Origin of the sequence: Rhizobacter sp., from assembly GCF_031412495.1 — a bacterium.
Taxonomy (GTDB): Bacteria; Pseudomonadota; Gammaproteobacteria; order Burkholderiales; family Burkholderiaceae_C; genus Schlegelella_A.
Genome location: NZ_JANODC010000411.1, coordinates 1 through 13,615, shown reverse-complemented (window position 1 = coordinate 13,615; position 13,615 = coordinate 1). Strand labels below are relative to the sequence as shown.

At 72.4% G+C, this 13,615-nt stretch carries 15 protein-coding genes; 9 read left to right on the top strand and 6 right to left on the bottom strand.

Annotated elements, in window-relative coordinates:
- Positions 1 to 32 precede the first annotated feature (32 nt).
- Complete coding sequence (locus tag AC30N0_RS15200) at positions 33 to 1,013, top strand: L-threonylcarbamoyladenylate synthase (RefSeq protein WP_489518745.1); 981 nt, start codon at positions 33 to 35, stop codon at positions 1,011 to 1,013.
- A gap of 31 nt (positions 1,014 to 1,044) precedes the next feature.
- Positions 1,045 to 2,040, top strand: coding sequence for an SGNH/GDSL hydrolase family protein (locus AC30N0_RS15195; protein WP_489518743.1), 996 nt, complete (start codon positions 1,045 to 1,047; stop codon positions 2,038 to 2,040).
- Positions 2,041 to 2,073: 33 nt separating this feature from the next.
- On the opposite strand, the gene dacB is transcribed toward AC30N0_RS15195, so the two are convergent.
- Positions 2,074 to 3,591, bottom strand: coding sequence for a D-alanyl-D-alanine carboxypeptidase/D-alanyl-D-alanine endopeptidase (gene dacB, locus AC30N0_RS15190; RefSeq protein WP_489518742.1), 1,518 nt, complete (start codon positions 3,589 to 3,591; stop codon positions 2,074 to 2,076).
- A gap of 91 nt (positions 3,592 to 3,682) precedes the next feature.
- Between dacB and tsaB the strand changes: the two genes are divergently transcribed.
- Genes tsaB through AC30N0_RS15175 form a run of 3 tightly spaced genes read left to right on the top strand, consistent with a single transcriptional unit; the run spans position 3,683 to position 5,577 of the window.
- Positions 3,683 to 4,390 (top strand): tRNA (adenosine(37)-N6)-threonylcarbamoyltransferase complex dimerization subunit type 1 TsaB, encoded by a 708-nt coding sequence (gene tsaB, locus AC30N0_RS15185; protein ID WP_489518741.1) that lies wholly within the window; start codon positions 3,683 to 3,685, stop codon positions 4,388 to 4,390.
- A 22-nt stretch (positions 4,391 to 4,412) separates the two neighbouring features.
- Positions 4,413 to 4,913 (top strand): ribosomal protein S18-alanine N-acetyltransferase, encoded by a 501-nt coding sequence (gene rimI / locus AC30N0_RS15180; protein WP_489518740.1) that lies wholly within the window; start codon positions 4,413 to 4,415, stop codon positions 4,911 to 4,913.
- Positions 4,900 to 5,577 (top strand): uracil-DNA glycosylase family protein, encoded by a 678-nt coding sequence (locus AC30N0_RS15175; protein WP_489518739.1) that lies wholly within the window; start codon positions 4,900 to 4,902, stop codon positions 5,575 to 5,577. Before rimI ends, AC30N0_RS15175 begins: the two co-directional genes overlap by 14 nt.
- A gap of 36 nt (positions 5,578 to 5,613) precedes the next feature.
- Here AC30N0_RS15175 and glmU read toward each other — a convergent pair whose 3' ends face one another.
- Positions 5,614 to 6,996, bottom strand: a complete 1,383-nt coding sequence (glmU, locus tag AC30N0_RS15170; RefSeq protein ID WP_489518738.1) for a bifunctional UDP-N-acetylglucosamine diphosphorylase/glucosamine-1-phosphate N-acetyltransferase GlmU — start codon at positions 6,994 to 6,996, stop codon at positions 5,614 to 5,616.
- Here glmU and AC30N0_RS15165 point away from each other — a divergent pair.
- Positions 6,974 to 7,891 carry a DUF6279 family lipoprotein gene (locus AC30N0_RS15165; protein ID WP_489518737.1) on the top strand — a complete coding sequence of 306 codons (918 nt, stop codon included), beginning with the start codon at positions 6,974 to 6,976 and terminating at the stop codon, positions 7,889 to 7,891. The two genes, glmU and AC30N0_RS15165, sit on opposite strands and share 23 nt — an antisense overlap.
- A gap of 73 nt (positions 7,892 to 7,964) precedes the next feature.
- Here AC30N0_RS15165 and AC30N0_RS15160 read toward each other — a convergent pair whose 3' ends face one another.
- Together AC30N0_RS15160 and ttcA are read right to left on the bottom strand one after the other, a co-directional pair.
- Entirely contained in the window at positions 7,965 to 8,594 is a 630-nt protein-coding gene (locus AC30N0_RS15160; protein ID WP_489518736.1) for a DUF4136 domain-containing protein, read from the bottom strand.
- A complete protein-coding gene (gene ttcA / locus AC30N0_RS15155; RefSeq protein WP_489518744.1) occupies positions 8,591 to 9,562 on the bottom strand; it encodes a tRNA 2-thiocytidine(32) synthetase TtcA in 972 nt (323 codons plus the stop codon). The genes AC30N0_RS15160 and ttcA overlap by 4 nt, the downstream gene beginning before the upstream one ends.
- Positions 9,563 to 9,607: 45 nt before the next feature.
- Here ttcA and AC30N0_RS15150 point away from each other — a divergent pair, with 45 nt between their 5' ends.
- On the top strand, positions 9,608 to 10,720 hold the full coding sequence (locus AC30N0_RS15150) for a class I SAM-dependent methyltransferase (RefSeq protein ID WP_489518735.1): 1,113 nt from the start codon (positions 9,608 to 9,610) through the stop codon (positions 10,718 to 10,720).
- A gap of 41 nt (positions 10,721 to 10,761) precedes the next feature.
- Positions 10,762 to 10,956, top strand: a complete 195-nt coding sequence (locus AC30N0_RS15145) for a DUF2905 domain-containing protein (RefSeq protein WP_489518734.1) — start codon at positions 10,762 to 10,764, stop codon at positions 10,954 to 10,956.
- Here AC30N0_RS15145 and AC30N0_RS15140 read toward each other — a convergent pair.
- On the bottom strand, positions 10,940 to 12,178 hold the full coding sequence (locus AC30N0_RS15140) for a multifunctional CCA addition/repair protein (protein ID WP_489518733.1): 1,239 nt from the start codon (positions 12,176 to 12,178) through the stop codon (positions 10,940 to 10,942). The genes AC30N0_RS15145 and AC30N0_RS15140 overlap by 17 nt on opposite strands.
- A 164-nt stretch (positions 12,179 to 12,342) precedes the next feature.
- Here AC30N0_RS15140 and AC30N0_RS15135 point away from each other — a divergent pair, with 164 nt between their 5' ends.
- Positions 12,343 to 13,104 carry a PEP-CTERM sorting domain-containing protein gene (locus AC30N0_RS15135; protein WP_489518732.1) on the top strand — a complete coding sequence of 254 codons (762 nt, stop codon included), beginning with the start codon at positions 12,343 to 12,345 and terminating at the stop codon, positions 13,102 to 13,104.
- Between the two features lie 61 nt (positions 13,105 to 13,165).
- Here AC30N0_RS15135 and AC30N0_RS15130 read toward each other — a convergent pair.
- The coding region (locus AC30N0_RS15130; RefSeq protein ID WP_489518731.1) for a glutathione S-transferase C-terminal domain-containing protein at positions 13,166 to 13,615 on the bottom strand (450 nt) is incomplete at its 5' end.

The window sequence follows — 13,615 nt, the reverse complement described above, 5'->3', positions numbered from 1 at the left end:
GCTGGCCCTGCCCGGCCCGGGCGGCGGCGGACGTGCGCCGCGACGGCCCCGACGCCGCCGCCATCGACGAGGCCGTGGCCCGGCTCCTCGCCGGGGAGCTGGTCGCCTTCCCGACCGAGACCGTCTACGGCCTCGGCGCGCGCGCCGACGACGACGCCGCGGTCGCCCGGATCTTCGCCCTCAAGGGCCGGCCGGCCGGGCACCCCCTCATCGTCCACGTGCCCGACCGCGCCGCCGCCGACCCCTTCGCGGCCTCGATGCCGGCGGTCGCCGAGCGCCTGATCGAGGCCTTCTGGCCCGGGCCGCTGACGGTGATCGTGCCGCGTGCCTCGGGCATCGCCGAAGCCGCGGCGGCGGGGCAGCCGACGCTCGGCCTGCGCTGCCCGGCGCATCCGGTCGCGCACGCCCTGCTCGTCGCGGCGCGCGCCGCCGGCGTGGCCGGCATCGCCGCACCGAGCGCGAACCGCTTCGGCCGCGTCAGCCCGACCACGGCCGCGCATGTGGAGGACGAGTTCGGCGCGGACCTGCTCGTCCTCGACGGCGGCGCTGCCCGCATCGGCATCGAGTCGGCCATCGTCGACTGCTCGGGCGAGTGGCCGGCGCTGTTGCGCCCGGGCGTGCTCACGACGGAGCGGATCGAAGCGGCGGCCGGGCTGGCCCTGGCGGCGCCCGACGCCGGCTCGCCGCGCGCCCCGGGCACTCTCGAGTCGCACTACGCACCCCAGGCGAAGCTGCGCCTGATGTCGACGCCGATGCTGCAGGCGGCCCTGCAGGTGCTCGGCTCGGAGCCGCTGAAGCTGGCGGTATATTCCCGGTCGGTGCCGTCGGGCGTGGCCACCGGTGTCGTGCACCGGCGCATGCCGGCGCGGCCGGAACAGGCGGCGCACGAATTGTTCTCCGTCCTGCGTGAACTGGACCGGCAAGGCGTGCATCTGATCTGGGTCGAGGAGCCGCCACCCGACCCCGCCTGGGAGGGCGTCCGCGACCGGCTCCGCCGCGCCGCTGCACCCTGATCCCTTCCCCGAATCCCTGGAGTTCCTCTCGATGACCGTGACGATGATTGATGGCTGCCGGCGTGTCGTCGGCGCCGGCCTGCTGGCCGCGGCGACGCTGCTCGCTTCGTGCGGCGGCGGCGAACAGGTGTCGGCCTTTCGCGCCAGCCGGGTGATCGCCTTCGGCGACGAGATGAGTCTGATCGTCGACGTGAACAACGACGGCAACGGGCGCAAGTACACCGTCAACCAGACCACCTCGGACTCCGACCCCACGCTCGAATGCAGGTCCAATGCGCTGTGGATCCAGAGCGTCGCCAGGCTCTACAACCTGGTCTTTCCGCAGTGCAACCACGGCAGCTCGGCCGTGGCGGCGCCGTCGAGCCGCATTCGCGCGGGTGTCGGCGCGCGCGCCGCCGACCTGCCGGCACAGATCGACGCCCAGATCGCCGAGAGCGCATTTCGCAGCGGCGACATGGCGACGGTGATGATCGGCCAGAACGACGTTCTCGCCCTGTACGCGCAGTACCCCACGGTCAGCGAATCGCAGCTGATGGCGTCGGCCGAGGCAGCCGGGACGCTGGTCGGCGAGCAGGTCAACCGACTCGCGGACGCCGGCGTGAAGGTGATCCTGGCCACGATCCCGGACACCGGGGTCACGCCCTTCGCCGCCAAGCAGAAGGCGGCCAACAGCGACACCGATCGGGCCGCGCTCCTGACGCGGCTGGCCAACCGCCTCAACGCCAAGATCCGGGCGACCGTCGTGAACGACGGCCGCCGCGTCGGCCTCGTCCTCCTCGACGAGCTGGTCTCGACGGTGGGCAAGTTCAGGGGCATCAACGGCTTCACCAACGCCAACACCGCCGCCTGCGACCCCAGCAAGTCGAACCTCACGCCGCCGTCGAGCCTCGACTGCAGCAACCTGACGCTGATCAACGGCGCCGGCCCCAATACCTTCCTGTGGGCCGACGACTTCAACCTGAGCGCCGGCGGCCAGAACCAGTTCGGCCAGCTGGCCACCCTGCGCGCCGAGAACAACCCGTTCTGACGGCGCCCGGGCACCCGGTTCGCGGGCGGAGCCTCAGGGCGTGGTCGGCTCGGCAAGGGCGGCCGCGTTGTCGGCGGCGGCCCATTCGGTGAGCGCTTCCAGGGCCGGCCGGGCAGCGTTCGGATTCGGGTGGTTGACGATGCCGACCACGACGTAGCGCCGGCCCGAATCGCCGAGCACGTAGCCAGCGACGCCGACGACGTCGCGCAGCGACCCGGTCTTCAAGTGGGCCCGGCCGGGGGCACCCTTCGCTCGCCGCATCGTGCCGTCGATGCCGGCGACCGGAAGCGAGCTCATCAGCTCGGGCATGACGGGGCTGGCCCAGGCCACGTGCAGCAGGCGCCCGAGCAGGGCCGCCGTCAGGCGCGACTCGCGCGACAGCCCGGAGCCGTTGACGATCACCGCGTCCCGTGCGCCGCCGCCGACGCGGCCGCGCAGCCAGGCTTGGAGCAGCTCGCGCGCTGCCTCGGGAGTGCCGGCGCCGCGCTGCGTCGCCGCCAAGGTCAGGAACAGCTGCTGCGCCAGCACGTTGTTGCTGAGCTTGTTGATGTCGCGCACCACCTCGGCCAGCACCGGCGAGCGCAGCTCGAAGGTCGGTGCCGACGCCGGCGCGGCGCCTTCGCGCACGGTTCCGGTCAGGCGCCCGCCGAGCTCCTGCCACATCCCGGCCAGGACGCGCTCGTTGTAGCTGCGAGGATCGACGTAGGCGATCGGCCAGACCTTCTCGCCGCACGAGGTCGCGAAGCTGCCGGCCAGGCGCAGCCGCGACGGATCGGCGAAGTCGCTCTTGAGGGCGGCGCGCCAGTCCTCGCAGGGCCCCGGTGTCAGCGGCACGGTCGTGTCGGCGCGCACGCCGGCGAGCGGCGGGTCGACGGCGACGACGGCGACGCCGCGCCCCGGATCGGGCGCGATCGTGATCAGCACGGCGCGGTAGTTCAGCAGCAGGGCGTCGGCGCCGGCGTTGTAGGGCCGCAGCGGCTCGCCGTCGAAGTCGGCCGGGTTGGCTTCGGCGCTGGCGAAGGCGGAGCGGTCCATGACGATGTCGCCGCGAATCTCGCGCACCCCGGCCTGCTGAACGCGCCGCAGCAGCAGCCACAGCCGCTCGAGCACCAGCTTCGGATCGCCGTTGCCCTTGATGACGAGATTGCCCTGCAGCATGCCGTTCTCGATCGGCCCTTGCAGCCACACCGGCGTCGACCAGCTGAACGCCGGGCCGAGCAGCTCCAGGCCGGCGAAGGTCGTGACCAGCTTCATCAGCGAGGCAGGGTTGACCGGCTTGTCGCCCTGCCAGGCCAGGCGCGGCCGAGGCGACGCGACCTCCTGCACCCAGGCCACCATCGCCTCGCGCGGCACGCCGGCACGCGTCAGGGCGGCGTCGACCGACGGCGGCAAGGCGCGCGCCTCGGCGCCGCCGCGAAGGAGCGGCTGGGCGGATGCTGCCACGGCCGACGCCGCCAGAACGGCAGCGACGGCGAGCCCGGCCAGGGGTCGGTGGAGGTCGGCCGAGGCAGGCCGGAGGCGGGCGAACGAAGCGAGAACGGGAAGCCGCATCGCAGAATGATCGCACGCAGGTCGGGCCCGGATCGCGCCGCTAAACTCGTTCGATGCGGTCTTCTTCGACAGCCACATCAGCCGCAGCAGCATGGCCGCGCTGATCGCCTTCGACACCGCCACCGAGCGGCTGACGATCGCCGTCAAGGGCCCCGGCGAGCGGGTCTGGTCGCACGAGGGCGAGGGCGGCGCGAAGGCGTCGGCCGCGCTGCTGCCGGCGATCCTCGGCCTGCTCGACGAGGCGGGCCTCGGGCTCGCCGATCTCGATGCGATCGCCTTCGGGCGCGGGCCCGGCGCCTTCACCGGCCTGCGCACCGCGTGCTCGGTGGCTCAGGGGCTCGCCTTCGGTGCCGGCAAGCCGGTCCTGCCGATCGACAGCCTGCTCATCGTCGCCGAGGAGGCGCGGGCGAGTGCCGCCGCGTTCCGAGTCTGGTCGGCGATCGATGCGCGCATGGCGCAGATCTATGCCGCCGAGTACGAGTACGCCGACGGCCGCTGGCGGACCGCCACCGCGAGCCTGCTCACCGACTGCGAGGCGCTCGGGCGGCGCTGGCAGGAGCAGCCGCCGGACGCCATCGCCGGCGATGCGTTGCGCGTCTTCGGCGCGCGCCTGCCGACCTTCGCCGCGACCTTGTCGCCGGACGCGCGCCCGGGCGCGGTGGCGCTGCTCGCGCTTGCCGAGCGCGCCTGGGCCGCGGGGGCAGCGGTCGACGCGGCCGAGGCCTTGCCGCTCTACGTCCGCGACAAGGTCGCGCAGACGACGCTCGAGCGCGACGCGGTCCGTGCCGCGCGCGCCTGATCGGCGGTCCTTTCCCCGCTTCATGAACGCCCGCACCGAGCTTGCCACCGACGTCATGCGGCCGATGACTGTGGCGACGCTGGACGGCGTCATGGCGCTCGAGGAGGCGGTCTATCCGTTCCCGTGGACGCGCGGCAACTTCCTCGATTCGCTCGCTTCCGGCTACACCGCGTGGACGCTGAACCGGGTCGAGGGCGACCTCGTCGGCTACTGCGTCGCCATGTTCGGCGCCGACGAGATGCATCTCCTCAACATCACCGTGGCGCCGGCATGGCGGCGGCGCGGCCACGCGCGGCGGCTGTTCGACCAGCTCGTCGCCGCCTGCCGCCAACGCTCCGCCGACCGGCTGTGGCTGGAGGTGCGCGAGAGCAACCTGACGGCGCGGGAGGTGTATCGCCGGCTCGGCTTCGCCGCGGCCGGCATGCGCCGCGGTTACTACCCGGCGCCGGCGGGAACGCGCGAGGACGCGATCGTCATGACCCTCGACCTGCGCACGTGGAACGACGGCCATGCGCTGGACTGAGCGCCAGCGCGCGATGCTGCGCGAGATGGGCATCGTCTTCTCGTGGCGCGAGGCGCCGGCCGTTGCCGGGATGGCGTCCGGCGACGACGCGGGCGAGGTGACCGAGGCGCTCGATCCGGGCCCGGCATCCGGTGCGCCGGAGCGTGCCGGCGCACCGGCCGCCGCGCCCGCCCGCTCGAGCCCGGCAGCGCCGCTCTCGACCGGGCCGGTCGCCGCGCTCGTCGACGCCGAGTGGCTGGTCGTCGCCGATCCGTTCCTCGCCGCCGATGCGAGCGCCGCCGACCAGGAGCGGCTGCTCGACAACATGCTGGCGGCGATCGGCGTGTCGCGCTCGGCACCGGCCCGGGCCGGGCGCGCCGCGCTCGCCGCGCTGCCGGTACCGGCGGGCGCGCCCGGCGCGTCGGTCGCCTCCGCCGCGTGGCTCGATGCGGCGCAGGCCGTCGTCCGGCCCGCCTGCATCCTCGCCCTCGGCCGCGGCGCGGCGCAGGCCGTGCTCGACACCGACGAGCCGCTCGGCGCCTTGCGCGGGCGGCGCGAGGCGCGCGCCGGCGTGCCGGTGATCGTGACCTTCGCGCCGGCCTTCCTGCTCCGCCACCCGGCCGAGAAGGCGAAGGCCTGGTCGGACCTGTGCCTGGCGGTGCGCAGCGTCGAAGAAGCGACCTGAGCGCCTACCGCGCGCCCCGGGGTTCGCGTCCGACCGTCAGGGCTTGGCCTTCACCGGCCGCTTCCAGCCGGCTAGCGTGGCCTGCCGCTGCCGCGCCACCGTGAGCTGGCCGGCCGGTGCGTTGCGGGCGATCGTCGAGCCGGCACCGATGGTCGCGCCGGCGCCGACCTCGACCGGCGCGACGAGCACGCAGTTGCTGCCGATGTGCGCGTCGGCGCCGATCGTCGTGTGGTGCTTGGCGGCGCCGTCGTAGTTCGCGGTGATGCTGCCGGCGCCGAAGTTGACGCGCTCGCCGAGGCTCGCGTCGCCGATGTAGGCCAGGTGGTTCGCCTTGGCTCCGGCCGCCAGCGTCGCGTTCTTCACCTCGACGAAGTTGCCGATGTGCACGTCGGCGCCGAGCCGGGCGCCGCCGCGCAACCGGGCGAAGGGGCCGACCAGCGCGCCCGCGCCGATGCTGGCGCCGAGCCCCTCGCCGTCGACGTGGGTGTAGGGCCGCAGCGACGCGCCGGCGCCGACCGAGGCGTTGCGCACGACGCAGTAGGCGCCGATGCGGGCGCCGTCGCCGAGGTCGACCCGGCCTTCGAAGATGCAGCCGACGTCGATCTCGACGTCGCTGCCGCAGACGAGCTCGCCGCGAATGTCGATGCGGGCCGGGTCGGCCAGGCGCACGCCGGCAGCGAGCAGGCGCTCGGCGCCGGCGCGCTGGAAGCGGCGCTCGAGGTCGGCGAGCTGGGCCGGGCTGTTGACGCCGAGGACCTCGGTCTCGCTCGCCGCCTGGCGGTCGACCACCCGCGTGCCTTCGGCGACGGCCAGGCCGACGACGTCGGTGAGGTAGTACTCGCCGGCGGCGTTGTCGTTGCGCAGGGCGCCCAGCCAGCGTCGCAGGGCCGGCGTCGGCGCGGCCATGACGCCGGTATAGATCTCGTCGACGGCGAGCTGCTCTGCGCCGGCGTCCTTCTGCTCGACGATGCCCACGATCGCGCCGGTCCCGCCGGCGCGGACGATCCGGCCGTAGCCGTGCGGGTCGGGAACGCGCACCGTGAGCAGGGCCAGGTGCCGGCCTTCGACGGCGTCGACCAGCGCGCGCAGGGTGCCGGCTTCGATCAGCGGCACGTCGCCGTTGAGGATCAGGGTCGTGCCGCCATCGTCGAGCAGCGGCGCGGCCTGCTGCACGGCGTGGCCGGTGCCGAGCTGCGGCTCCTGGCGGACGAAGGCGAGCCCGTCGCCGCGCACGGCCTGCTCGACCGCCTCGGCGCCGTGGCCGGTGACGACGATCGTCCGTGTCGCCCCCAGCTTGGCGGCGGCATCGAGGACGTGCTGCAATAAGTGACGACCGGCGAGGGTGTGCAGGACCTTCGGCCGGCTCGACCTCATCCTTGTGCCCTTGCCTGCCGCCATGATCACGATGTTCAACGCCATGCCGCCATTCACCTTGCCTCGGCCCTCGCGCCGCTCGTCGATTATCGCGGCGCTGCTGCTGGGCCTGAGCCTGCCGGCCGGCTGCAGCATGATGAAGATCGGCTACGGCCAGGGCAGCGGCTTCGCCTTTCTCTGGGTCGATCGCTACGTCGAGCTCGACGACGCCCAGTCGCTGCGCGTGCGCACCGCCCTCGGCGACTGGTTCGCCTGGCACCGGCGGACGCAGCTGCCCGATTACGCCGACCTGCTGGCCCGGGCCCAGCTCGAGCTGGTCGAGGACGCGACGCCCGAACGCATGTGCGCCTGGTGGCGGGAGGCCCGGACCCGGGTCGACACGGCGGTCGAGCGGGCGATCCCGGTCGCGGCCGAGGTGGCGCTCACCCTCGCGCCGGTGCAGATCGCGGCCATCGAGAAGCGCAACGCCAGGACCAACGACGAATTCCGCGACGAGCACCTGCAGCGTGATCCGGCGAAACGGCGCCGGGCCGTCCTGCAGCGGGAGATCGAGCGCGCCGAATCCTTCTACGGCGGCCTGGATGCCGCCCAGCGCGAGTTCGTCGCCCGCAGTGTCGCCAGCTCGCCGTACGACGCGGAGATGGCGTTCGCCGAACGGCGGCAGCGCCAGCAGGACTTGCTGCAGGTGCTCCGCCGTCTCACCGTGGCGCGTGCCGACCAGGCCCAGGCAGAGGCGGAGATGCGGACCTGGGTGCAGTCCTTCCGGCGCTCGCCGCGCGAGGCCTATCGCGGCTACGCGGAACGCGTCCTGGCGCACAACTGCGCCTACGCGAGCGCCCTGCACAACGCCACCACGCCCGAGCAGCGGCGCGCGGCAGTGAAGAAACTGAGGAATTACGAAAGCGACTTCCGGACCCTTGCCGCCGACGCGTCCAGCTGAGCTTGCGCAGGCGGTTAGGACGAGGCCATCCAGGGCGCCGCCGCCCCGTTCGGGCCAAGGCGCAGCGCCGGGTCTAGGGCCTCGGCAACGCCTCGATGCTGACGCGGCGCGGGTTCGTCGGGCCGCCGCGAGGGAAGTCCTGCATCGCCGCCGCAAACATCGCCGGCAGCACCTGCGCCACCGCGATCGTCATGCCCTCGCTCTCGGCCCGCGCTTCGTAGAGCGGCTCGCCGGTCCGCTTGTCGCGGATCAGGACCGCCACCTCGCGCTCGTAGCGGGGCAGGGCGGGGTAATGAGGGCCCCACGGGCCGCCGCGCCATCCCGGGGCCCAGAACGGCCGGCCGAAACGGCCGTACGGGCGGTGCCAGGTCCCGTAGCCGGGGTACCAGAACGGGTCGTCGAAGGGCGAGCGGTCAGCCTCGGCGATGCGCGCGCCGAGCTGAATGCTCACGTCGGGGGCGCGACCCTCCGGGGCGGGAACGAAACCGGCCTTCTCGATGGCCTGGCGGGCGGCGTCTTCCAGCAGCTGTGCTTCCTGCGGCCGCGCCTGCTGCGAAGGCAGACGCTCGAAGGCATAGGTCGCCGGGGCCCGACCGGTCGGCCACCGGCTGAAGGTCGACACGTCGCTGTCGATCCGGTTCAGCGAAGCGCAGCCGGTGAGCGCGAGGGCGAGGCCGAGGCAGGCGAGGGTCCTGGTGATCATGGCGACTCCTGCTCCGGCAAGCCCGGTGCCGGAGCGGGGCGGGGGCCCCGCACCGGCATCGACCCGGTGCGTCGTTCCGTGGCGCAGGCGCCGGCGTCGACATCGACCTCGTCGTCGTCGTCGAAGGCGCGGTCGCCGCCGGGGTCGGGGTGCCCGGTGGGTCGGAGCGCGTCGAAGGCGAACAGCTGGCGGTCCATCAGGTGCGACGGCACGACGCGGCCCATCGCGTCGAAGATCCGGTCGATGCGGCCGGGATACTCCCGCTCCCACTCGCGCAGCATCGAGCGGACGCGCACGCGCTGCAGGTTGGTCTGGCTGCCGCACAAGTTGCAGGGGATGATCGGGAAGCCGCGCAGCGCCGCCCACCGCGCCAGGTCGCTCTCGGCGACGTAGGCCAGCGGCCGGATCACCACGTGCCTGCCGTCGTCGCTGACCAGCCTGGGCGGCATGCCCTTGAGCCGGCCGCCGAAGAACATGTTCATGAACAGCGTCTGGACCATGTCGTCTCGGTGGTGGCCGAGCGCGATCTTGGTCGCGCCGAGCTCGCCGGCGATGCGATAGAGCGCGCCGCGGCGCAGGCGCGAGCACAGGCTGCACATCGTCCGGCCCTCGGGCACGAGTCGCTTGACGACCGAATAGGTGTCCTGCTCCACGATCCGGAACTCGACGCCGCGGCCGGCCAGGTAGGCGGGCAGCACGTCCGCAGGAAAGCCGGGCTGCTTCTGGTCGAGGTTGACGGCGACGAGGTCGAACGGCACCGGGCTGCGGGTGCGCAGCTCGATGAGGAGGTCGAGCAGGGTGTAGCTGTCCTTGCCGCCTGAAACGCAGACCATGACGCGGTCGCCGGCCTCGATCATCGAAAACTCGGCGATGGCCCGGCCGAGCTGGCGATGCAGCCGCTTGCCGAGCTTGACGGTCTCCACGGATGGGCGCGCCGGACCGCGGACTCGCGATGACGGAGCTTCGATGCCCGGTGCAACGACGGACGTGGACACGATTTCTACAATGCGAAGGTGCGCGACAGCCAGGACGACAGCAGTGTATCGGCGGCCCTGGCCCGACTCGTGGGCACGGCGATCGACCGAGCCGGCGGCTGGATCCCCTTCAGCCGCTTCATGGCGATGGCCCTTTACGCCCCGGGCCTCGGTTACTACGTCAGCGGGCGCCGCATCGTCGGCAGGATGCCCGGCTCCGGCAGCGACTTCGTCACCGCGCCCGAGCTGTCTCCCTTGTTCGGCCGGGCCCTCGCGCGTCAGGTCGCCCAGGCGCTCGAGGCCAGCGGCAGCGACGAGGTGTGGGAGTTCGGGGCCGGCTCGGGCGCGCTGGCGGCCGAGCTGATCGCCACGCTCGGCAATCGCCTCCGTCGCTACTCGATCGTCGAGGTCTCGGCCGCGTTGCGCGAGCGTCAGCGGCAGGCCACCGCGGCCAGCGCCGGGCGCGTTCGCTGGGTCGAGGCGCTGCCGGAGCGCATGCAGGGCGTCGTGGTCGGCAACGAGGTGCTCGATGCGATGCCGGTCGACCTGATCCGCTTCGAGAACGGGGTCTGGCGCGAGCGCGGCGTGGTCCGCTCCGGCGCGACGTCGGTCGGCTTCGCCTGGGCCGACCGCGACAGCGACAAGCGGCCGCCGCTGCCGGGGCCCTACCCGGACGGCATGACGACCGAGCTGCAGCCGCACGCCACCGCCTTCGTCGCCACGCTCGCCGACCGGCTCGAGCGCGGCGCCGCGTTCTTCATCGACTACGGCTTTCCGGAGGCCGAGTACTACCACCCGCAACGCGAGCAGGGCACGCTCATGTGCCATCGCGCGCACCGCGCCGACACCGACCCGCTGGTCGATGTCGGCCTCAAGGACATCACCTCGCACCTCGACTTCACCGCGCTGGCGCTCGCCGGCCAGGATGCCGGCCTCGACGTCGTCGGCTATGCCTCGCAGGCGAACTTCCTGATCGACTGCGGCATCGGCGAACTGCTGGAGTCTGCCGACCTGCGCGTGCGGGCCGATGCGATGAAGCTCCTCAACGAGCACGAGATGGGCGAACTGTTCAAGGTGCTGGCGTTTGCGAAGGGCCTCGAGGGCTTTGCGCCGATCGGGTTCGCGCACGGCGACCGCCGCGACCGGCTCTAGCCGCGCAGCCCCATGCCCTCGACCGCCACCCCGCCCGCGCGATGATCCGCTGGCTCCTCATCGTCTTCCTGGCGCTGCTGATCTTCGCCGCGTTCAGCCCCTGGCTCGAAAAGCTCGGCTTCGGCCGCTTGCCGGGCGACTTCCGCTTCCGCTTCGCCGGCCGCACCTGGTTCGTTCCGTTCGCCAGCAGCGTGCTCATCGGGCTGATCGGCCTGGCGATCAGCCACTTCCTGTAGACGCCATCTGCTGGCGCACGGCCTCGATCCGCGCAGCCTGGATGGCGGCGCCGATGGCCGCCCCGGCCAGCCCGCGCTCGGTGGCTTCCCCGGCGATGCGCGTGGTGTCGACCGACTGCACGGCAGCGAGGGCGCGGGTCAGCAGCGGCCGCGGCGCATAGTCCCTCTCCTCGAGCCCGAGCCGGCCGCGCGCGTCGCACTCGCAGGCGAGCAGGAGTTCGGCGAAGCGGTCGGGGCGGCGCAGCGCGTCGCAGCGCTCGAGCAGGCGGACGATGGCCGCGGCGCCGAACTCGCCGCTGCGATGCACGTTCCCGTGCTCGCGAGCGACGACCTCGGCGAGGGCCCGGCAGGCGTTGTCGACGCGCAGCCGCTCGCTCATGCGGCGGACCAGGCGCACGCTCCGCTCCTCGTGGCCGATGTGCTTCGGCAGCACCTCGGCGGGGGTCGTGCCCTTGCCGAGGTCGTGGCCGAGGCAGGCGTAGCGCACCGGCAGGCTGGCGCCGAGTCGCGCCGCCATGTCGAGCACCATCATCAGGTGCACGCCGGTGTCGACCTCCGGGTGGTACTCGGCGCGCTGCGGCACGCCGAACAGGCGGTCGACCTCCGGCAGCACGCGCGCCAGGGCGCCGCAGCCGCGCAGCACCTCGAACATCCGCGACGGCCGCGTCTCCATCAGGCCGCGCGAGACTTCGCGCCAGACGCGCTCGGGCACCAGCGCATCGACCTCGCCGGCCTCGACCATCGCCCGCATCAGCGCCTCGGTCTCGGGCGCGACGGTGAAGTCGGCGAAGCGGGCCGCGAAGCGCGCCAGGCGCAGGATGCGCACCGGGTCTTCGGCGAATGCGGACGAGACGTGGCGCAGGACCTTTGCCTGCAGGTCGCCCCGGCCGCCGAACGGGTCGACGATCGTGCCGCTCTCGTCCTGCGCAATGGCGTTGATGGTGAGGTCGCGCCGGAGCAGGTCTTCCTCGAGCGTCACGCCCGGATCGGCGTTGAACTGGAAGCCGCGATAGCCGGGGCCGGTCTTGCGCTCGGTCCGTGCCAGCGCGTGCTCCTCGTGCGTCTGCGGATCCAGGAAGACGGGGAAGTCGGCGCCGACGGGCTTGTAGCCGGCGGCGAGCAGCTCGTCGACCGTGGCGCCGACCAGGACCCAGTCGCGGTCGCCCTGCGGCCGGCCGAGTAGCGCGTCGCGAACGGCACCGCCAACGAGGTAACGGATCATGGAAAGAGTCTAGAACGGGCCCGAATCGTTACCGCTTGTCAGGAGGACGACCGTTCGTCGGCAGTGGCCCCTGCTCGCGGGGTGCCTTGCGCAAGGCCCGAAACCTAGATTCCGTCCAGCCGCGAAAGAGGTCGTTCCCAGCGGTCCACCAACGGAGCCATTCAATGAAACTAAAACTCGTCGTCGCAATGCTCGGCCTCTCGGCCTGCGTGCCGGCATTCGCGGTCCATTTCGTCCAGAACACGAGCACCCAATCGGTGATCGGCGCGACCCCGGGCAGTGAACAGAGCCTTCAGACCATCGTCAACAACCTGTTCGGGCCCGGCATCGACGTCAACACGATGCAGAGCTCGGCCGGCATGTTCGCCTCGACCACGCCCAACGCTGCCTCGACCATCCCGACGCTCGTCGCCGAGTGGACGGCGAACTCGGCCAACCAGCGCTTCGGCATCTGGTTCGGCACGGACACCAGCAACGTCATCACCTATGACCTGATGCTGGGCGGCGCCACCGCGCTGACCACCGCGGCGATCTCCTTCGTCGGCAACACCTTGCAGGTGGGCAGCTCCGACATCACGGCTTGCGGCGTGAAGGTCAACTGCGGCAATTTCGTCAATGCCCTGGTGAACCCGAACTCGTTCGGCTTCTACTTTCGGCCGAACGCGGTGGGGAACAACAACCCGACCTACTTCTCGCTCGACCAGCTGAACACGGGCAACCGGACGGACCGGGTGATCGCCTTCCAGCAAGGCGCGAGCACGAACTGGCTCCTGGCCTACGAGGACGGCACCGATTGGGACTACAACGACATGGCCGTCAAGGTCGAGTCGATCACGGCCGCCATCCCGGAGCCGGAGACCTATGCGCTGATGCTGGCGGGCCTGGGTGCCGTCGGCTTCATGTCGCGCCGCCGCAAGAAAGCCTGAAGGCCCGACGCAACCCGGCAGCGCGGGACAGAGATTTGAAAGCGGGCTTCGGCCCGCTTTTTTATGGTCGGCTGCGGTACGGCTCGTCCTCGGACACGAAGTCGTGCTCGGCCAGGGCATCGGCGGTCCATTCGGCGAATGCAGGCAGCGCCTGCATGTGTCGCGCATAGGCCGCCGAGCGCGCCGACAGCGGCAGGGCGAAGGTCTTCACACGCGAGCACACCGGCGCGAAGAAGGCATCGGCGATGCTGAAGGCACCGAACAGGAACGGGCCGCCGCTCGCTTCGAGCGCATCGCTCCACATGGCGTCGATGCGCGCCAGGTCACGGGCCGCACCGGGCTTTTCGGCCAGCATCCGCGCCCCGACTTCGGGCAGCGACGCCTCGACGTTCATCCCGAACGTGCCGCGCAGCTCGGCGAAGCCGGAATGCATCTCGGCGCAGAGGCTGCGCGCCCGCGCGCGCTGGCGCCGGTCGCGCGGCCACAAGGCCTTGTCGGGGTGCAGGTCGGC